The organism is Pseudomonas extremaustralis (genome assembly GCF_900102035.1).
Taxonomy (GTDB): Bacteria; Pseudomonadota; Gammaproteobacteria; order Pseudomonadales; family Pseudomonadaceae; genus Aquipseudomonas; species Aquipseudomonas extremaustralis.
Genome location: NZ_LT629689.1, coordinates 2,313,122 through 2,332,531 on the forward strand (window position 1 = coordinate 2,313,122; position 19,410 = coordinate 2,332,531).

At 63.0% G+C, this 19,410-nt stretch carries 20 protein-coding genes; 11 read left to right on the plus strand and 9 right to left on the minus strand.

The annotated features are described in order from the left end of the window. Positions 1 to 187 precede the first annotated feature (187 nt). The 4 genes from BLR63_RS10550 to BLR63_RS10565 are packed head-to-tail and all read left to right on the plus strand — an operon-like array spanning position 188 to position 4,115. A complete protein-coding gene (locus BLR63_RS10550) occupies positions 188 to 1,213 on the plus strand; it encodes an ABC transporter substrate-binding protein (protein WP_010567346.1) in 1,026 nt (341 codons plus the stop codon). Next, the gene (locus BLR63_RS10555) at positions 1,210 to 2,127 is read left to right on the plus strand and encodes an ABC transporter permease (protein WP_010567347.1); all 918 of its coding nucleotides are present in this window, start codon (positions 1,210 to 1,212) and stop codon (positions 2,125 to 2,127) included. Before BLR63_RS10550 ends, BLR63_RS10555 begins: the two co-directional genes overlap by 4 nt. A gap of 6 nt (positions 2,128 to 2,133) precedes the next feature. Continuing rightward, positions 2,134 to 2,943: an ABC transporter permease gene (locus BLR63_RS10560; RefSeq protein WP_010567348.1), complete on the plus strand. Its 810-nt coding sequence runs from the start codon at positions 2,134 to 2,136 to the stop codon at positions 2,941 to 2,943. A 17-nt stretch (positions 2,944 to 2,960) separates the two neighbouring features. Further along, the gene (locus BLR63_RS10565; protein ID WP_010567349.1) at positions 2,961 to 4,115 is read left to right on the plus strand and encodes an ABC transporter ATP-binding protein; all 1,155 of its coding nucleotides are present in this window, start codon (positions 2,961 to 2,963) and stop codon (positions 4,113 to 4,115) included. A 64-nt stretch (positions 4,116 to 4,179) separates the two neighbouring features. Here BLR63_RS10565 and BLR63_RS10570 read toward each other — a convergent pair whose 3' ends face one another. Then, positions 4,180 to 4,767 carry an NUDIX domain-containing protein gene (locus BLR63_RS10570; RefSeq protein WP_010567350.1) on the minus strand — a complete coding sequence of 196 codons (588 nt, stop codon included), beginning with the start codon at positions 4,765 to 4,767 and terminating at the stop codon, positions 4,180 to 4,182. Positions 4,768 to 4,884: 117 nt separating this feature from the next. On the opposite strand from BLR63_RS10570, the gene BLR63_RS10575 reads away from it, so the two are divergent. Together BLR63_RS10575 and BLR63_RS10580 are read left to right on the plus strand one after the other, a co-directional pair. Continuing rightward, positions 4,885 to 6,036 (plus strand): GGDEF domain-containing protein, encoded by a 1,152-nt coding sequence (locus BLR63_RS10575; protein WP_010567351.1) that lies wholly within the window; start codon positions 4,885 to 4,887, stop codon positions 6,034 to 6,036. A 122-nt stretch (positions 6,037 to 6,158) separates the two neighbouring features. Further along, positions 6,159 to 7,085 (plus strand): alpha/beta hydrolase, encoded by a 927-nt coding sequence (locus BLR63_RS10580; protein ID WP_010567352.1) that lies wholly within the window; start codon positions 6,159 to 6,161, stop codon positions 7,083 to 7,085. A gap of 192 nt (positions 7,086 to 7,277) precedes the next feature. Here the strand turns inward: BLR63_RS10580 and BLR63_RS10585 are convergent, their stop codons facing one another. Both BLR63_RS10585 and BLR63_RS10590 read right to left on the minus strand, forming a co-directional pair. Next, positions 7,278 to 8,438, minus strand: coding sequence for an alpha-hydroxy acid oxidase (locus BLR63_RS10585; protein ID WP_010567353.1), 1,161 nt, complete (start codon positions 8,436 to 8,438; stop codon positions 7,278 to 7,280). A gap of 72 nt (positions 8,439 to 8,510) precedes the next feature. After that, complete coding sequence (locus BLR63_RS10590; protein ID WP_010567354.1) at positions 8,511 to 8,720, minus strand: DUF3079 domain-containing protein; 210 nt, start codon at positions 8,718 to 8,720, stop codon at positions 8,511 to 8,513. Positions 8,721 to 8,898: 178 nt separating this feature from the next. Between BLR63_RS10590 and BLR63_RS10595 the strand changes: the two genes are divergently transcribed. The 5 genes from BLR63_RS10595 (at position 8,899) to BLR63_RS31630 (ending at position 12,423) form a co-directional block, all read left to right on the plus strand. Continuing rightward, positions 8,899 to 9,429 carry an iron transporter gene (locus BLR63_RS10595; protein WP_010567355.1) on the plus strand — a complete coding sequence of 177 codons (531 nt, stop codon included), beginning with the start codon at positions 8,899 to 8,901 and terminating at the stop codon, positions 9,427 to 9,429. Next, positions 9,429 to 9,752: a cupredoxin domain-containing protein gene (locus tag BLR63_RS10600; RefSeq protein WP_010567356.1), complete on the plus strand. Its 324-nt coding sequence runs from the start codon at positions 9,429 to 9,431 to the stop codon at positions 9,750 to 9,752. The genes BLR63_RS10595 and BLR63_RS10600 overlap by 1 nt, the downstream gene beginning before the upstream one ends. 15 nt (positions 9,753 to 9,767) lie before the next feature. Then, entirely contained in the window at positions 9,768 to 10,607 is an 840-nt protein-coding gene (locus BLR63_RS10605; RefSeq protein WP_010567357.1) for an FTR1 family iron permease, read from the plus strand. Beyond that, a complete protein-coding gene (locus BLR63_RS10610; protein WP_010567358.1) occupies positions 10,604 to 11,956 on the plus strand; it encodes a 4Fe-4S binding protein in 1,353 nt (450 codons plus the stop codon). The genes BLR63_RS10605 and BLR63_RS10610 overlap by 4 nt, the downstream gene beginning before the upstream one ends. Before the next feature lie 272 nt (positions 11,957 to 12,228). Then, positions 12,229 to 12,423, plus strand: a complete 195-nt coding sequence (locus BLR63_RS31630; protein ID WP_197676798.1) for a hypothetical protein — start codon at positions 12,229 to 12,231, stop codon at positions 12,421 to 12,423. Between the two features lie 350 nt (positions 12,424 to 12,773). Here BLR63_RS31630 and BLR63_RS10620 read toward each other — a convergent pair whose 3' ends face one another. The 6 genes from BLR63_RS10620 to BLR63_RS10645 all read right to left on the minus strand — a co-directional run bounded on the left by BLR63_RS10620 (position 12,774) and on the right by BLR63_RS10645 (position 19,402). Further along, on the minus strand, positions 12,774 to 14,393 hold the full coding sequence (locus tag BLR63_RS10620; protein WP_010567359.1) for a methyl-accepting chemotaxis protein: 1,620 nt from the start codon (positions 14,391 to 14,393) through the stop codon (positions 12,774 to 12,776). 71 nt (positions 14,394 to 14,464) lie between these two features. Beyond that, positions 14,465 to 15,160, minus strand: coding sequence for an anaerobic ribonucleoside-triphosphate reductase activating protein (locus BLR63_RS10625; protein WP_042947558.1), 696 nt, complete (start codon positions 15,158 to 15,160; stop codon positions 14,465 to 14,467). Beyond that, a complete protein-coding gene (gene nrdD / locus BLR63_RS32120; RefSeq protein WP_010567361.1) occupies positions 15,157 to 15,312 on the minus strand; it encodes an anaerobic ribonucleoside-triphosphate reductase in 156 nt (51 codons plus the stop codon). Before nrdD ends, BLR63_RS10625 begins: the two co-directional genes overlap by 4 nt. Positions 15,313 to 15,343: 31 nt before the next feature. Beyond that, the gene (locus tag BLR63_RS10635; protein WP_010567362.1) at positions 15,344 to 17,344 is read right to left on the minus strand and encodes a ribonucleoside triphosphate reductase; all 2,001 of its coding nucleotides are present in this window, start codon (positions 17,342 to 17,344) and stop codon (positions 15,344 to 15,346) included. Between the two features lie 143 nt (positions 17,345 to 17,487). Beyond that, a complete protein-coding gene (moaA, locus tag BLR63_RS10640) occupies positions 17,488 to 18,474 on the minus strand; it encodes a GTP 3',8-cyclase MoaA (RefSeq protein WP_010567363.1) in 987 nt (328 codons plus the stop codon). 1 nt (position 18,475) lies between these two features. Beyond that, positions 18,476 to 19,402: a peptidylprolyl isomerase gene (locus tag BLR63_RS10645; RefSeq protein ID WP_010567364.1), complete on the minus strand. Its 927-nt coding sequence runs from the start codon at positions 19,400 to 19,402 to the stop codon at positions 18,476 to 18,478. Between the last annotated feature and the right edge of the window lie 8 nt (positions 19,403 to 19,410).

Consider the following 19,410-nt stretch of genomic DNA (forward strand, 5'->3'; position numbering starts at 1 on the left):
ATACCATAATATGATATTCCATAGACCGAACGCTTTCGCCAAGTGCGCCCGCCAGGGACAGCACCAATAACAGCCCTTGGCACGGTCGTCTTTTGAGGCCCCCGATAGGGGTCTCGATGAACCTACTGCTCCCGATAGGCGGGCATTACCAAGCCCGCTCAAAAACACAACAAATGAGGGCGTGAAAATGGTGTTGAACAAACGTGTAACTGCGGTTCTGTTCGCAGGTTTACTGGCCACGGCCACTCACGCGGCCCTGGCGGCCGAAAGCGTGAACTTCGTGAGCTGGGGCGGTAGCACCCAGGACGCGCAGAAACAGGCATGGGCCGATCCTTTCAGCAAGGCCAGCGGCATCACCGTTGTACAGGATGGCCCGACCGACTACGGCAAACTCAAAGCCATGGTCGAAAGCGGCAACGTGCAGTGGGACGTGGTGGATGTCGAGGCCGACTTCGCCTTGCGCGCCGCCGCCGAAGGCCTGCTCGAACCGCTGGACTTCTCGGTGATCCAGCGCGACAAGATCGACCCGCGCTTCGTCTCCGACCATGGCGTCGGTTCGTTCTTCTTCTCCTTCGTACTCGGCTACAACGAAGGCAAGCTCGGCGCCGCCAAGCCCCAGGACTGGACCGCGCTGTTCGACACCAAGACCTACCCCGGCAAACGCGCCCTCTACAAATGGCCAAGCCCTGGCGTACTCGAACTGGCCCTGCTCGCCGATGGCGTGCCCGCCGACAAGCTCTACCCCCTGGACCTGGACCGCGCCTTCAAGAAACTCGACACCATCAAGAAAGACATCGTCTGGTGGGGCGGCGGTGCGCAGTCGCAGCAACTGCTGGCCTCAGGCGAAGTCAGCATGGGCCAGTTCTGGAACGGCCGTATCCACGCCCTGCAGGAAGACGGCGCGCCAGTGGGCGTGAGCTGGAAGCAGAACCTGGTCATGGCCGACATCCTCGTCGTGCCTAAAGGCAGCAAAAACAAAGCCGCCGCGATGAAATTCCTGGCCAGTGCCAGCAGCGCCAAGGGCCAGGCCGATTTCTCCAACCTGACCGCTTATGCACCGGTGAACATCGACAGCGTGCAGCGCCTGGATTCGGTCCTTGCGCCCAACCTGCCGACGGCGTATGCCAAGGACCAGATCACCCTCGATTTCGCCTACTGGGCCAAGAACGGTCCGGCCATTGCGACACGGTGGAATGAATGGCTAGTCAAATGAAAATGACGGCAACCACGCCGACCGGGAGCGCCCTCGGCGCTGCCGGCGCGGTATCCCGCAACGCCGGGGCGCCGTCCCTGGCCCAGCGCTGGCGGGGGGCGGGCAACCTGATCCCGGCCCTGCTGTTCCTCGGCCTGTTCTTCCTCGCACCGCTGATCGGCCTGTTGCTGCGCGGCGTGCTGGAACCGGTGCCGGGCCTGGGCAACTATGAGCAATTGTTCGCCAACTCGGCCTACGCCCGCGTGCTGCTCAATACCTTTTCGGTAGCGGGCCTGGTGACCCTGTTCAGCCTGTTGCTGGGCTTCCCGCTGGCCTGGGCGATTACCCTGGTGCCACGGGGCTGGGGCCGCTGGATACTGAATATCGTGCTGCTGTCGATGTGGACCAGCCTGCTGGCCCGCACCTATTCCTGGCTGGTCTTGCTGCAAGCCTCCGGGGTGATCAACAAAGCGCTGATGGCCATGGGCATCATCGATCAACCGCTGGAGATGGTGCATAACCTCACCGGCGTGGTGATCGGCATGAGCTACATCATGATCCCGTTCATCGTGCTGCCGTTGCAGGCGACCATGCAGGCCATCGACCCGATGATCCTGCAGGCCGGGTCTATCTGCGGCGCAAGCCCCTGGACCAACTTCTTCCGGGTATTCCTGCCACTGTGCCGGCCGGGGTTGTTTTCCGGCGGTTTGATGGTGTTCGTGATGTCCCTCGGTTACTACGTCACCCCGGCGCTGCTCGGCGGTGCGCAGAACATGATGCTGCCCGAGTTCATCATTCAGCAGGTGCAATCGTTCCTCAATTGGGGCCTGGCCAGTGCCGGTGCCGCGTTGCTGATCTTCATCACGCTGGTGCTGTTCTACTTCTACCTGAAGCTTCAGCCGGAATCCCCGGTTGGCGCCAGTAACGCGAGGTAAGCCGTCATGCTGCTGACTCCGAATGCCATGAGCCGCAGGATGCGCCTGGGCCTCTATACCACCACCGGCTTGATTGGTTTGTTCCTGCTGCTGCCGATCGTGTTTATCGTGTTGCTATCGTTCGGTTCGTCCCAATGGCTGGTGTTCCCGCCACCGGGCTGGACGCTGAAATGGTACGGCCAGTTCTTCTCCAACGCCGACTGGATGAACGCGGCGATGGCCAGCCTCAAGGTCGCGGTGCTGACCACCGTGTTTGCCGTGGCGCTGGGCCTGCCCACCGCGTTTGCCCTGGTGCGTGGGCGTTTCCCTGGCCGCGAGTTGCTCTACGGTCTGTTCACCCTGCCGATGATCGTGCCGTTGGTGATCATCGCCGTGGCGGTCTACGCGCTGTTCCTCAAGCTCGGCTATACCGGCACGATGTTCGCGTTTGTGGTCAGCCATGTGATCGTCGCGCTGCCGTTCACCATCATCTCGATCATCAACTCGCTGAAGCTGTTCGATCAGTCGATTGAAGACGCGGCGGTGATCTGCGGCGCCTCGCGCCTGCAGGCGGTGTTCAAGGTGACCTTCCCGGCGATCCGCCCGGGGATGGTGGCCGGTGCGCTGTTCGCCTTTCTCGTCTCGTGGGACGAAGTGGTGCTCAGCGTGATGATGGCCAGCCCGACCCTGCAAACCCTTCCCGTGAAAATGTGGACCACCCTGCGCCAGGACCTGACGCCTGTGATCGCCGTCGCCTCGACGCTGCTGATCGGCCTGTCGGTACTGGTCATGGTGATTGCCGCCGCCGTTCGCCGGCGCACAGAAACCCGCGCTTGAGCGCCGAGGAGCAAGACATGAGTGCAGTGATCCAAGATGCCGTGCAGAACCCTGGCCAGACCCTGGTCAGCCTGCGCAACCTGAACAAGTTCTACGGCGAATTCGCTGCCGTGGACAATATCTCGCTGGACATCAAGGACGGCGAGTTCCTCACCTTCCTCGGCTCCAGCGGCTCGGGCAAAAGCACCACCCTGTCGATGCTCGCCGGCTTCGAGACACCCAGCAGCGGCGAGATCCTGGTGGGCGGCCAGTCGCTGGTCAACGTACCGCCGCACAAGCGCGACATCGGCATGGTGTTCCAGCGCTACTCGCTGTTCCCGCACCTGTCGGTCCGCGACAACATCGCCTTTCCCCTGGCGATCCGCAAACTGGCCAGCGCCGAACGCGAGAAGCGTGTCGACGCCATGCTCAAGCTGGTGCAGCTGGAACAATTCGCCCATCGCCGCCCGTCGCAACTGTCCGGCGGCCAGCAACAGCGCGTCGCCATCGCCAGGGCGTTGGTGTATGAGCCACGCATCCTGCTGATGGACGAACCCCTCGGCGCCCTCGACAAGAAACTGCGTGAAGACTTGCAGGACGAACTGCGCCAACTGCATCGGCGCCTGGGCATCACCATCGTCTATGTGACCCACGACCAGGAAGAAGCCATGCGCCTGTCCCAGCGCATCGCGATTTTCAGCCACGGCAAGATCGTCGGCCTGGGCAGCGGTTTCGACCTGTACCAGAACCCGCCGAACGCGTTTGTCGCCTCGTTCCTGGGCAACTCCAACTTCCTCAAGCTCAAGGCCCAGGGCAATGCAGCGGCGGCGTTCGAGGGGCAATCGCTGTCGATCCGCCTGACCAGTGGGCTGCGCAGCGAGCAGGATGTGCTGCTGATGGTCCGCCCGGAAAAAGCCCTGGCGCTGAGCGTCGAACAAGCCGCCGAACAGCCATTGGCGGCCGGTTGGAATGAAGTGTCGGCGATTGTCGGCGAAGTGCTGTTCCTCGGCGAAAGCCAGACCTGCAGCGTGAAAACCCTGGGCGGCACCTCGATGACGGTCAAGGCGCTGTCCGCCGCCGGCATGCCGCTCAAGACCGGCGACCCGGTGCGCGTGCGCTGGGCCACGGCGGATGCCTGCGTGTACACCGAATGGGCCGAAAGCGACCTGAACAAAGCCGCCGGTGCCCACTAAACCAAACAAAAAGCTGAACTACAGATGGAGCCGTAGGTGAGAGAGGGATGTGTACACGCCCTCCTCACCACCCCTCTTTCAACATCCGCAACTCCAGATGCTGCAACAACATGATGGTCTTGCCATCCACAATCTCCCCGCTCTGCACCATCGCCAGCGCCTGTTCGAAGCCCAGTTCCAGCACTTCGATATCCTCGCCCTCCTCCTCCAGCCCGCCACCGGCGCCAACCCGGTCACCCGGCTGGTATTCACCGAGAAAGAAGTGAATGCGCTCGGTCACCGACCCCGGGCTCATGAACGCCGCGTAGACTTTCTCCACCTGCCCCACGCGATAGCCGGTCTCTTCCTCGGCTTCCAGGCGGATGCGCTCCTCGGGGCTGGCGTTGTCCAGCAAGCCCGCCGCGGTCTCGATCAGGTAGCCGGGGTAATCGTTGACGAAGGTGGGCATGCGGAACTGACGGATCAGCAGCACGGTGCGCTGCTCACGGTTGTACAACAGGATGGTCGCGCCGTTGCCCCGGTCGTACACTTCGCGGGTCTGGGCTTGCCAGCGACCGTCGCGGCGGCGCAGCTCGAAGCTGTATTTTTTCAGCAGGTACCAATTGTCCGAGAGCGTTTCTTCAGCGGTGATGCGAATGGGGCTGTTGTCCATGGTCGGGCCTTTGCGCAAAGAAGCGCGAGCATGTCGCGCTGCCAAGGCCAGCGTCAAGCGCGCGACATGCGGCTACAATCGCGCTCCACAACAAGCTCTCTGTCCAGGTCCGAGCCAATGATGCTGCACATCCCGACGCTACTGATAGTGGCCGTGTTCGTGTTCTGCCTGATGGGCCTGCTCACGGTGCATGCCTGGAGCCGTGGCCGCGAGCCGACCCTGGGTTACCTGGGCATCATGTTGCTGTTCGCGTCCCTGGGCACCGGGTTGATCGTGGTGCGTGGCGCGGGCATGGATTTCGTCGCGCTGATCATCGGCAATCTGGTCCTGCTGCTCAGTGCCGCGATGAACTGGACCGCCATGCGCGCCTTCGTGCATCGCGGCCCCAACATGCCGGGGATCTTTGCCGGGTGCGGACTGTGGCTGGTGATGTGCCTGGTGCCGCAGTTCTACAACTCGCTGTCGGCGCGGGTCATGTTGTATTCGCTGCTGGCGGCCGCTTATGGCGTGTTGTCGGCCCTGGAGTTATGGCGCAAGCGCGCCAGCCTTGAAGTGGCCTACGCCCCCGCCCTGGTACTGACCCTGTGGCACACGGGCTTTTACGCGATTCGTGCGTTCCTCGACCCCGGCCTGCCGCTCAAGAGTGCGCAGACATCCGCCGGTGACGGCGTGCCGTTTTTCTCATTCATGCTGTTCGAGTCCATGCTGTATGCCATCGGCATCGCCTACGTCACCCTGGCAATGGTCAAGGAGCGCGCCGAACTGCGCTTCAAGGCCGCCGCGTTCAGTGACGCGCTGACCGGTGCCGGCAACCGCCGCGCCTTTATGCAAAAAGGCGAACAACTGCTGGCGGACAGTGCCCGTCGCCAGCAGACCGTGGCCCTGCTGCTGTGCGACCTGGACAACTTCAAGCGCCTGAATGACAGCTTCGGCCACCCCATGGGCGACCAAGCGCTGATCGCGTTCAGCCAAGTGACCCGGGCCACGTTGCGCAAGGGTGATTTGTTCGCGCGGATCGGCGGCGAGGAGTTCGCCTGCCTGCTGGCCGACAGCGACGAAGCCGTGGCCTTCGAAGTGGCCGAGCGCATTCGCCAGGCCTTTGCCCACCTGGACCTGCTGGCGCCGGGGTTCCTCAGCGTGAGCATCGGTATCGTCAGCACCGACCGGGCGGGCTACGACCTGTCGCACTTGCTGTCCCAGGCCGACCAGGCGCTGTATCTGGCCAAGGCCCAGGGACGTAACCGGGTGCAGAGGATGGCGACCGCCTGAGTGGGCAATGCTTGGATATTGAAATACGTTGCAAGCAATCGTCGTGCACGGCCGTCGAATTAATGCCTGCCGGCCTGAAGCATCTGGTACAACCCCCGCTTCACTTTTGCCCAGGAACCTTCATGTCTTCTCGTTTTCTGTCTCGCCTGAGACTGCGCTGGCTTCCACTGCTGTGCATGGCACTGTTGATCGTCGGCCTGCCCGTGGGTTGCGCCGTGCTGCAACACACGGAGCGCGAGCTGGTTTTCCGCATAGAACCGGGCATCGCCGGTTGGTACAGCGGCTTGCCCAAGACCGTGCAGGAGTTCGAACTCACGCCCGCCCGTTTCAAATCGGGGCAGAACATTCATGGCTGGTGGTACCCGGCGGCCAGGCCGGACGCGCCGGCCATCCTCTACCTGCACGGCGTGCGCTGGAACCTCACCGGGCAGTTGTTTCGTATCGAGCAATTGCACGCCCTGGGCTACTCGGTGTTCGCCATCGACTACCGTGGGTTCGGCCAGAGCCAGGGCGAGTTGCCATCGGAAACCAGCGTCTACGAAGACGCGCGCATCGCCTGGGAACGCTTCCAACAGCTGCAACCTGACCCGGACAAACGCCTGATCTACGGCCACTCCCTGGGCGGTGCGGTGGCCATCGACCTGGCCGTGGAGCTGGGCAGGCAAACGCCGCTGCCGGTGCGTGGGCTGGTGATCGAATCCACCTTCACCTCCCTGGCGGATGTGGCCACGGCGGTGGCCAACACCTCGCTACCGGTGCGCTGGTTGCTGTCGCAGAAGTTCGACTCCATCGACAAGATCGCCGACATCCACATGCCATTGCTGTTGGTGCATGGCCTCGACGACAACTACGTGCCGCCGCGTTTCAGCGAGCAATTATTCGACGCCGCCCAGGAGCCCAAGCAGCTGCTCCTGGTGCCCGGCGCCAGCCATAACAACAGCATGAGCCTGGCCGGACGCAATTATGGCCAGGCGCTGGACACCCTGATGCAAACCAAGATGCCAGCACCGATGGTGGCACGCTCCACAGGGCGCAACGGCGACTCCTGAAAACGCTTTTCGGCACTGGGTCCGCGCTTGGCTGTCAAGCGCAAACCCTGCCCATACTGGCCCGCGCGGGCAATTGATCAAATATTGACCTCTGGTTAAATCGCCATACCCGCCGGGGCCTCACAAAGTTATCCACAGAGATACCCACGGTTTTCGTGGACAACTCTTTTTATTTTTTTACGATTTTTTTGCTCAAAAAACGTTTTCGGGAAATGTACCGGGCAACAGAATCTCGCGATTCACATCGCGTATATCGTTATACCCACACAGCGCCATCGACACGTCCAACTCACGGGCAATGATGTCAAGCGCCTTGGTCACACCCGCCTCGCCCAACGCCCCCAGGCCATACAAATGCGGCCGGCCGATCAGGGTGCCTTTGGCGCCCAGCGCCATGGCCTTGAGCACGTCCTGGCCGGAACGGATACCGCCGTCGAGCCACACTTCGATGCGTTCGCCCACCGCGTCGACAATCGCCGGCAGTTGACTGATGCTCGACGGCGCACCATCGAGCTGACGTCCGCCGTGGTTGCTCACCACCAACGCATCGGCACCGGAATCGGCGGCCAAGCGTGCGTCCTCCACATCGAGGATGCCCTTGATGATCAACTTGCCGCCCCAGCACTTCTTGATCCACTCCACATCGTCCCAGCTCAGGCGCGGGTCGAATTGCTGGGCAGTCCACGCCGACAGCGAACTCATGTCCGCCACGCCCTTCACATGCCCGACGATATTGCCGAAGCCGTGGCGCCGGGTGCCGAGCATGCCCATCGCCCAGCGCGGCTTGGTTGCCATATTGAGGATATTCGCCAGGGTCAGCTTGGGCGGCGCCGACAGGCCGTTGATCAGATCCTTGTGCCGTTGGCCGAGGATCTGCAAGTCCAGGGTCAACACCAACGCATCCACACCGGCGGCCTTGGCGCGCTCGATCAATCGCTCGATGAAGCCGCGGTCACGCATCACATACAGCTGGAACCAGAACGGCTGGCCGACATGCTCGGCGATGTCTTCCAGGGAACAGATGCTCATGGTCGACAAGGTGTAGCGCAGGCCGAATGCGGCGGCGGCGCGGGCGGTGAGAATCTCGCCATCGGCGTGTTGCATGCCGGCCAGGCCGGTGGGTGCCAGGGCCACCGGCATGGCCATGTCCTGGCCGATCATGGTGGCGCGGATCGAGCGCTCATCGATATTGCGCGCCACCCGCTGGCGGAATTTGATCCGGGCAAAATCGCTTTCGTTGGCCCGGTAGGTGCTCTCAGTCCAGGAACCGGAATCGGCGTAATCGTAGAACATCCGTGGCACACGTTTTTGCGCCAGCTTGCGTAAATCTTCGATGGTTGTGATCAACGGCATCTAGGTCACCTCTCCCTGAACTGAGCGCAGAGAGTAACCGGCCATGGGCTGGGCAGCCAGCCCGCGCTTGGCTCAAACCGTTGAAGGCTCATCCTTGCCGGCGGGCTCGGCAAGAAGCCCCCAGTCGCCGTGCTCGTACCAGTCGTCACCGATCATTTCGGCTGGATGCATGGTGCGGTCGGCCCCATTGCCGCAGGCCAGGTCGGTCGCGGCACAGTAGCGATCGCAGCCCCAGCAGATGCGCTCGGGGTGCTTGGGGTGCAGCGGAAAAGGCTTGGCCATGGGACGTTCCCTCCCTTCAAACGATAGCCACAGCCTAGGCGTGCCTGGCGCGCCCGGCCTTGACCGGCGTCAAGTCTGTCAATCATGAAACTTTCTCAAAACTTGACAAGAATCATTATTATTCACTCCCAACCTTCCTAGACTCGTGCTCTCTCCCCTCACCCGTCAGGAAGCTCCCATGCGTACCCCTTCTTTACTGCCTTTTCTGCTGCTGTTGTCCACCTGCGCGGCCTTTGCCAAGGAGTACCCCATCGGCGAACCGCAAAGCTGCCCGGGGCTGGAAATCGGTGCCGTGTATTTGCAGCCGATCGAGATGGCGCCCGCCGGCATGATGCGCGCCACGGCCGATTCCGACGTGCACCTGGAAGCCGACGTACGCGCCACGGCAGATAACGCCCAAGGCTTTCAGGAAGGCAGTTTCGTGCCCTATCTGAACCTGTCGTTCGTGCTGAAAAAGCAAGGCAGCGACACGCCGATCAGCGGTGATTTCCACGCCATGGTCGCCAACGACGGGCCGCACTACGGCGACAACGTCAAGCTGCAAGGCCCGGGCAAATACACCCTGACCTTCAGCGTATTGCCGCCCAGCGGCCACGCGTCCCTGGGTCGCCATACCGATAAGGAAACCGGGGTAGCGCCGTGGTTCGAACGTTGCGAGGTGCACTACGAATTCGTCTATGCCGGCATCGGCAAGAAAGGCGGCTACTGATGCGCCGTGCCCTGTCGCTGAGCGGCCTGCTGCTCAGTGGCGCGGCCCTGGCGGCGCCGTTGCCCACCTATGAACTGAGCCTGCAGGAAGGCCACTTCATCCCGCCGCAACTCACGGTCAAGGCCGGCGAGCGCTTCAAGATCGTGCTCCGCAACGTCGGCCAAGGCCCGGCCGAATTCGAGAGCACACCGCTGCGCGTGGAGAAAGTGTTGTCCCCCGGCGTGACCACCTTTGTGGTGATCCACCCGCTCACACCGGGACGCTATCCGTTCTTTGACGAATTCAATCCACAGTTGCCCGAAGGCAGCATCCTCGCCGAATAGGCTCGGGAGCCGTTGATGAATCAATCGATGTTTATTGTCTGGCGCGAGAGCGTCGAGGCGCTGTTGGTGATCGGCATTCTGCAAGTGTGGATCAGCCGCCAGGCCGAGCACTCGCGCCTGGGGCGTTTTCTGTGGGCCGGGGTGGTCCTGGGGTTGCTCTGCTCTGCCGGTCTGGCCGGCTTGATGCTATGGGCCGGCGAGGCCATGACCGGTCCCCAGGGCGAATGGCTGCAAGCGGCGCTGACATTATTGGCCAGCGGCCTGATGGTGCAGATGGTGTTCTGGATGCATCGCCACGCGGCCACCCTCAAACACACCCTGGTGCGCGAAGCCGATGAACGCCTGGCGCGCCAGGGCGGTTGGGGCGTGTTGCTACTGACGCTGTTGGCGGTGAGCCGCGAAGGCAGTGAAACCGTGGTGTTTCTATACGGTGCCGGCGCGCGTCTACAGGGCCCGGCGCTGAGCCTGTTCGCCATCGGCGGCGTGCTGGGCCTGGTGTTGGCGGGACTCACCGTGCTGCTGTTGCGCAGTACACGGCGCTTTATTTCCTGGTCGTTGTTTTTCACCCTCAGCGAAGCGTTGTTGCTGCTGCTCGGCGGGGCTTTGCTGGTGGCGGCGGTGGACCGTATCAGCGGGCAGTTGCTGGCGATGGACATGCCCGAGTGGGTCTATTCCAGCTTTGGTGAAAGCCGCTGGGACAGCAGCGCCCTGCTCAGCGACAGTCACGGCCTGGGCGCGCTGCTGGCTGACTTTGTCGGCTACCGCGCCACGCCGAGCCTCATCACCGTGGCGGTACTGCTCGGCTACTGGCTCCTGGTCGGCAACGGCCTGCGCCGGTCACGGCAAGCGCCATGAGCCGACTCGCGCAACTGGGCGATGGCATGCGCCGCCACGCGCGACTGATCCGCGCCGTGCAATGGGCGGTGGTGCTGGTCTATGCGGTGCTGCTGGTGTTGCCGGTGCTGCTGCCGTTGCCGGACAGCCAGGCGCGCGTGGTGAACAACCTGACGCTGCTCGCGCAATTTATCTTCTGGGGCCTGTGGTGGCCGTTCGTGTTGCTGTCGATGGTGCTGTTCGGGCGCCTGTGGTGCGGCGTGCTCTGCCCGGAAGGTTCCCTGAGCGAATGGGCCAGCCGCTACGGCCCAGGCCTGGGCATTCCGCGCTGGCTGCGCTGGGGCGGTTGGCCGACGCTGGGCTTTTGCCTGACCACGCTCTACGGCCAGTTGATCAGTGTGTACGACTATGCCCAGGCCGCCCTGCTGATCCTCGGCGGCTCGACCGTGGCCGCGGTGATCGTCGGCCTGCTGTTCGTGCGTGGCAAGCGTGTGTGGTGTCGTTACCTGTGCCCGGTCAGCGGTGTCTTCGCCCTGCTCGCCCGTCTGGCGCCGGTGCATTTCGCGGTGGATGAACAACGTTGGAAAGCCAACGACGCGCCCCGCCTGCCATTGCCCAACTGCGCGCCGCTGCTGGATATCCGCCGCCTGCAAGGGGCCAGCGACTGCCACGCCTGCGGTCGCTGCAGCGGGCAACGCGGCGCGGTGCGGTTGATCGCCCGCTCGTGCAATCAGGAAATTCTCCAGGCACCCCGTCAACCCGGTTCGGCGTGGGACGCACGCCTGTTGCTGTTTGGTGTGATCGGCCTGGCGATGGGGGCGTTTCAATGGACCGTCAGTCCATGGTTTATCGCGCTCAAACAAACCCTGGCGATGTGGCTGGTCGACCATGACTGGCTGTGGCCGCTGCAAGCCAACGCACCGTGGTGGTTGCTAACCCATTATCCGCAGCTCAATGACAGCTTCAGTTGGTTGGATGGGGTGTGCATTGTGTTGTATCTGGGGGGGAGTTCGTTGGTGTTGGGGGGTGGCTGCTGGCTGCTGCTGCGATTGGCTACGTGGGTGGCGGGGGATCGTGCACTGTTTCGGCCGTTGGCGCTGACGCTGACGCCCTTGGGTGGTGCGGGGTTGTTCCTCGGGTTGTCGGCGACCACGGTGAAGTTGTTGCGGTATGAGGGGTTGGGGTTGGCTTGGGTGCAATCGGCGCGGGCGGGGTTGTTGATGGCGGCGGTTGGGTGGTGTTTGTGGTTGGGGTGGCGGCAGCTTCGGGGGGTTGGACGCTGGTCGCGTTGCCTTGCGGGGTTGTGCGTGTTGCTGAGTACGGGGTTGGTAGGGTTTGGGTGGTGGTTGCAGTTTTGGGGGTGGGGTTGATTGTCGTTTTTTCGGTGATTGCGGCTGAGTGCATCGCCGTTATGTTGGTAACGGCGACTGTTGAGTACATATCCGTTATTTAGGTCACGGCGGCTTAGGGTTCCGCTCTTACAGCGGGTCACTTTGGAAAAGCCCCAAAGTAACCAAAGGGCTCTTGCCCCACCACTCGGCACCTCGCCTAGGCTCGGTGTGCCCTCACTCCGGCTTGAATCCGTGGGCCGCCGTCATGGGCCATCCCTGGCCCAGGACGGCTAACCCGGCGTCCTGCCGGGTTGCCCACGGATTCAAGCCTGCGTTCGGCCAGCGTGGTTAACGGGGCGCCTAAGATCAAGATCAAGATCAAAAGCCAGAGCCAGAGCCAGAGCCAGAGCCAGAGCCAGAGCCAGAGCCAGAGCCAGAGCCAGAGCCAGAGCCAGAGCCAGAGCCAGAGCCAGAGCCAGAGCCAGAGCATAATGAGGTCTATCTGATCCATGGAGATCGGAATGTGGGAGGGGGCTTGCTCCCGATAGCGGTGGATCAGTCATGCATGTAGTGGCTGCTGCCCTCCATCGGGGGCAAGCCCCCTCCCACATTTCTGACCGAGTTCGGCTTCCAATGTCAGGTCGGCTATAAGGCCGCCTCGCTTTGCTTTGGCTTTTGATCTGGGGCACACCGAGCCTAGGCGAGGTGCCGAGTGGTGGGGCAAAGACCTTTTGGTTACTTTTGGGGCGTTTGCCAAAGGTGACCCGCTGTAAGAGCGGAACCCTAAGCCGCCGTGACCTAAATAACGGATATGTACTCCACAACCGCCGTTACCCAACTAACAAACACACACCGCCTAAACCTTAAACCGCGCCACCGTCTGATGCAGCTCCCCTGCCATCCCCGCCAGGTCATGCCCCGCCGTCTCCGTATGCAAGGCCCCCTGCAACACCTGCTGCGACAGGTTGCGAATCCCCACCAGGTTGCGATCCACTTCCCGCGCCACGAGTGCCTGTTCTTCGGTCGCACTGGCAATCATCAAATTGCGCTCGTTGATCTGCGAAATCGACCGGGTGATTTCATCCAGCGCCTCCCCCGAGCGTTGCGCCACGCCCAGGGTCGCCTGCACCCGATCACTGCTGGTGTGCATGGCGGCCACGGCGTGTTCGCTGTCCTGGCGGATGTTGCCGATCATCTGCTCGATTTCCTGGGTCGAGGTCTGGGTACGATGGGCCAGTGCGCGCACTTCATCGGCGACCACCGCAAAACCACGCCCGGCATCGCCGGCCCGGGCCGCTTCGATGGCGGCGTTGAGGGCCAGCAGGTTGGTCTGGTCGGCGATGCTGCGGATCACGTCCAGCACGCCGCTGATGTCTTGCACCCGGCCAGCGAGTTGCTGGATACGTTCCGAGGTTTCCACCACACCGGTGGCCAGGGTGTTGATCGAGGCCACGGTTTCCTGGACCTGCGCGCGTCCGCGCTGGGCGGTCTGTTCCGACAGGCGTGACGCTTCGCTGGTGCTCACTGCGTTACGCGCCACTTCGTCGACGGCGGCGGTCATTTCATTCACCGCCGTGGCGGCCTGTTCGATTTCCTGGCCCTGCGACTGCAAACTGCTGCTGGTCTGGCTGCTGACCGCGCTCAACTCTTCCGACGAACTGGCCACGCCGTCCACCGAGGCGGCGATCTGCCGGACCATCTGGTTGAGGTTCTGCCGCATCTGGTGCAGGTTGCGCATCACGCTGCCCTCGGCACTGTTGCCCAGTGGCACGTCGATGGTCAGGTCGCCCTGGGCGATGTGGCTGAGCACCCGCGCCACCTCGTCCGGCTCGCCACCCAACGGACGGGTGACGCTGCGGGTGACGATCACGGCGGCCGCCACGACCAGGGCCACACACAGCAGGAGCAAGCCGATCATCGTGCGGCGCGCCTGGTCGTAGAGGGTTTGCGCGGCCTGCTCGCGCTCGACGAACAGTCGGCCTTGCATGGCCATCAACGCATCGAGGCTCTTGAACACCTCAAGTTCGGCCGGCACCACCTGTTGTTTGAGCTGGGCCAGGCCCTGCTCGCGGGCGCCCTGTTTGATCAGTGCCTGCACTTGGGTGAAGGCAGCGACGTAGGTTTCCCGATGGGTTTTCAAGCGGGCGTATGCCGCCTTGCCTTCGGCGGTATCGAACAGCGGCTCCAGGGTGGCGAACGCCTGGGTAATGCGCTGCCGGGTGGTGCCGATGGCTTCCTGGGTCTGCTGGCTGTCCGGGTCGATCAGCAGGTCCCGGGTGTTGCGCCCGTTATCGCGCACGCCCGTGGCGATCACCATGATCGGTGCGATTTTCGGCCAGTCCTGCTGCACGATCTGTTCGGACTGTTGTTTGAGGGTTGCCAGGTCGTGCAAGGCGTAAAACACCAAGCCGACCAGAGCCAGCGGCGCAATCGCGAAGCCGATGACAATGCGTTGTGCCGTGGTTAACTGCGTCATGCTAAACATTCCTTGATGAATACCTGCCCGCAACGGGCAGCATCTTTAAAAATCCTGTGGAGGGCGATCGGTCACCCTCGCAATACAAAAGCCGGGAACAACTCGTGCATACGGCCCCATAACTCCGGCAACGCCATCTGTGCCGGCGCGATCGGCAAGTGCTCATCGAGCATGCTCGCCGTACGGACCATCTGCACAGCAAAGCGCTTGACACCATTGGCTTGCAAACGCTGGGCCAGGCGCAACAGGCGCGGCGGGTCGATCAAGTGCCAGTGCACCGTGGTGCGGCACTCGTAATCCACGCCACTGGCCAGCAAGGCATCCAGACTGCGCCAATGGGCGACGCCGCTGCCTTTGACCTGAGTGATCATTGGATAGTCCTCGGCCAGGGCCTTCACATCGAAGCCCACCCAGTCGGCATGGCGCAGCGCATTGGCAAAACCTGCCGGCTTGATCCCGGCACTGTGCAGGCCCACGCGAAAGCCCATGGCGCGCACTTCGTCCATCGCCGCCGGCAAGCCTTCCTGCAAGGTCGGCTCACCGCCGCTGAACACCACCGCGTCCAGCAAGTCCTGGCGGCGCTGCAAAAACAGCAAGACCCGGCGCCAATCGATCTCCGCGCTACCGCGCGGCGTGATCAGGTCCGGGTTATGGCAGTAACGACAGCGCCACGCGCAGCCCTGGCAGAACAGCACGCAGGCAAGCATGCCGGGGTAGTCGAGGGTGGTCAGGGGCACCATACCCCCGACCCGTAGCGCTCGAGTCATTGGCGCCCGGCCGCGGCGGCCGCTTCGGTAAAGTGCACACGCTCCTTGTGCTCGGACTGTTTGCCGGGATTGAACGCGGACACCGGCCGGTGGTAACCCATCACCCGGGTCCAGACTTCGCAGCGCTGACGTTGTGGCTGGGACGTTTGCATGGTGAATCTCCTTGCGGGTTGAAAAACAGATTCAAGACTGAGCGGCAAGCGCGAGGACTTCATCGCACTTGGGACAGAACTCGTGTTCGCCGGCGAGGTAGCCGTGGACCGGGCAGATCGAGAACGTCGGGGTCACCGTCAGATACGGCAGGCGGAAACGCCCCAACGCTTTGCGCACAAGCTGCTTGCAGGCCTGGGTCGAGGAAATCCGCTCGGCCATGTACAGGTGCAACACGGTGCCGCCGGTGTATTTGCATTGCAGTTCGTCTTGCAGCTCCAGGGCTTCGAAGGGGTCTTCGGTAAAGCCCACCGGCAGTTGCGACGAGTTGGTGTAGTACGGCGCGTCTAAGCTGCCGGCTTGCAGAATGTCCGGGTAGCGCTTGCGATCTTCCTTGGCGAAGCGGTAGGTGGTGCCTTCGGCCGGTGTGGCTTCGAGGTTGTAGAGGTGACCGGTTTCTTCCTGGAAGCGCAGCAAGGTGGCGCGTACATGGTCGAGCAGGCGCAGGGCGAACGCGCGCCCTTCTTCGGTGTGCATGCCCTGGGTGTCATCGGTGAAATTGCGCAGCATCTCGTGCATGCCGTTGAGGCCGATGGTGGAGAAGTGGTTGCGCAAGGTGCCCAGGTAGCGCTTGGTGTAGGGATAGAGACCGGCGTCCATGTGGTGCTGGATCACCTTGCGCTTGACCTCCAGGCTTTCCATGGCCATGTCCATCAGGCTGTCCAGGCGTTGCAGCAAGCCCGAGGTGTCGCCCTTGAACAGGTAACCCAGGCGCGCGCAGTTGATCGTCACCACTCCCAGGCTGCCGGTCTGCTCCGCCGAACCGAACAATCCGCCACCGCGCTTGAGCAGCTCACGCACGTCCAGTTGCAGGCGACAGCACATGGAGCGCACCTGGTTGGGCTGCATATCGGAATTGAGGAAGTTCTGGAAATACGGCAAGCCATAGCGCGCGGTCATCTCGAACAGGCGGTCGGCGTTCTCGCTGTCCCAAGGGAAATCGTGGGTGATGTTGTAGGTCGGAATCGGAAAAGTGAACACCCGGCCCTTGGCGTCCCCGGCCTGCATCACTTCGATGTAGGCACGGTTGATCAGCTCCATTTCCGCTTGCAGGTCGCCGTAGGCAAACGGCATTTCCTCGCCGCCGATCACCGGGATTTGCTCGCGCAGATCCTCCGGGCAAACCCAATCGAAGGTCAGGTTGGTGAACGGCGTCTGGGTGCCCCAGCGCGACGGCACATTGAGGTTGTAGATGAACTCCTGCACCGCCTGGCGCACCTCGGGGTAGCTCAGTTGGTCCTTGCGCACGTAGGGGGCGAGATAGGTGTCGAACGAGCTGAACGCTTGGGCGCCGGCCCATTCGTTTTGCAGGGTGCCGAGAAAATTGACCATCTGCCCCAGGGCACTGCTCAAGTGCTTGGGCGGCCCGGCTTCGACACGCCCCGGCACACCATTGAGGCCTTCGTGCAACAGCGAGCGCAGGGACCAACCGGCGCAGTAACCGGCGAGCATGTCGAGATCGTGGATATGCAGATCGGCCTCACGGTGGGCGCGGCCGATCTGCTCGCTGTAGACCTCGTCGAGCCAGTAATTGGCGGTGACCTTGCCCGACACGTTCAGCACCAGCCCGCCCAGGGAGTAGCCCTGGTTGGCGTTGGCCTGCACGCGCCAGTCTTCGCGGTCGAGGTATTCGTTCATCGAAGTGGCGACTTCCACCAGGGTCTTGCGGTCGCGGCGCAGGCGCCCGTGTTGTTCGCGGTAGACGATGTAGGCGCGCATCGACAGGAAGTAACCGGCATCCATCAGCACACGTTCGACACTGTCCTGGATCTGTTCGACGTCCAGCCGCTCGATGCCCCTCAGGCGGGCCAGCACCGCACTCAATAGCAGGTCGACGTCAGCCTCCTGGTACTCGCCGGTGGCGGTGCCGGCAGCGATCAGGGCCTGGCGGATTTTGTCGGCGTCGAAGGGCACCAGGGTGCCGTCGCGTTTGTGCAGGCGGGTGCTGACCAGCGGGCTGAGCATGCTTTGCATTGGAAGGCTCCAGACACTACATATAGATTCAATAAATACTTTAAACACAACATGCAGTGATGTTACGGCCAGGGGCGTTGGCTACCATTGATCAAGATCAAGTCTGAATGAAGGTCAAAAGGTGGGCGCACGCCCCTCCCCCATCAGCCTCCGCTCATGTTCATGAACCGCACCACCTGCACCTCCCCGTCCCCGCTGAAATCATGCCGTAACGGCTTGCCTTGCAACCCGCGACGCAACGCCGCAACCAACGGCCCGTCGTCCAACGGATAGCGCCGCAGCAGCGCGCGAAAGTCCACCGCGTTGTCCTGCCCCAAGCACAGCAGCAACTGCCCTTCGACGGTCATGCGCACGCGGTTGCAGCTGCCGCAGAAGTTGTGGGAGTTGGGCGAGATAAAGCCGATGCGTGTCTGCGGATGCCGCGCCAGGCGCACATAGCGTGCCGGGCCGCCGCTGTTTTCGGTGCTGTCGAGCAAGGCATGGTGACGGCCGATCACGCTGCGCACTTCATCACTGGCACAGAATGTCTCGCCCCGTGAACGCCCCACGTCCCCCAGGGGCATTTCCTCGATGAAGCTGATGTCGATGCCCTGGTCGATGGCGTACTGCACCAGCGCCGGCACCTCGTCGAAGTTGCGCCCTTTCATCACCACGCAATTGAGCTTGACCCGCTCGAACCCCGCGTCCCGCGCCGCTTCGATACCGTCCAGCACCTGGCGCAGATCACCGTTGCGGGTGATCGCGCGAAAGCGCTCTGCATCCAGGCTGTCGAGGCTGATGTTCATGCGCTTGACCCCGGCCTCCACCAGCGGCCGCGCGAGGCGTGCCAACTGCGAGCCGTTGCTGGTCATCACCAGTTCGCGCAAGCCCGGCAGCGCCGCGATGGTGCGGCACAGCCCGACAATGCCCGGGCGGATCAACGGCTCGCCGCCAGTCAGGCGGATCTTGCGCACGCCCTGGCCGACGAACAGCGCGGCCAGGCGTTGCAGCTCCTCCAGGGTCAGCACCTGCTGGCGCGGCAGGAACGTCATGTTTTTCGCCATGCAATACACACAGCGAAAATCACAACGGTCGGTCACCGACAAGCGCAGGTAATCGATCGAACGGCCCACCCCATCCACCAGGCTCACGTCACTGCACCAACGGCGAGTCGGCGCCCTGCAGCGCAATGCCGCGAATGTCCGCCGCGCCGATCAGGGTTTGCAGGTACTGCACCAATGCCTTTTGCCACACGCCTTGCTGCAACTGGGTGCGGATCGCCACCGCCACCGCTTCATACGGCAGCGGCTGGCCTTCGATACGCTGATCGACACTGATCACATGCCAGCCGTAGCGACTTTCCAGCGGCTTGGCGGCCAGGCCCGGCGCCAGGGTGAACAACTGCCGCTCCAGCTCCGGCACGGTCTGGCCCTTGCTCACCTGGCCCAACGAACCGCCCTGGGCCTTGGACGGGCACGCCGAATACTTGAGCGCCAACTCGGCGAATTGGCCGGGCTGCGCTTTCAGGTCCAGCAGCAGGACTTGCGCCTGACTGTGGGCCAGATGCCGCGCCTCGGCGTCGTCCGGCGCGCATTCGAGCAGAATGTGCCGCACCGCCAGCAACGGCGCGCTGTGAAAGCGCCCGCGATTGTTGTCGAAGTAGCGCACACAGGTGGCCTCGTCGCACTCGGGCACCGTGACCTCACGCTCCAGCAGCAAGCGCGTGGCGGCTTCTTCTTCGTTCTCACCGGCGGCGATCTCCACCGCCAGGCCCAGCTCGGCGATCCGTTGCTGCAACAGCTCGCGGATCACCAGCGCGCGGGCGGCCGAATACACCGCTTCCTCGCGACTGTCGGCCGGGTGATATTGCAACTCCATGGCCATGGCCTGCGGCCTGACAGGCACGCCGTTGACGCTGATGATCGGCCATTCCTGCTCACTGCTGGCGATCAACTCCGGCGCCTTGAGTTCCTCGAACGAAGCCTGGGCCACCACCTCGGCCACCAGCGGTTCTTTGACCGACGAGCCGCAACCACCGCTGCCGCCTTTACCGCCACCACATCCGCATCCTGTTGTCATGACGTTCT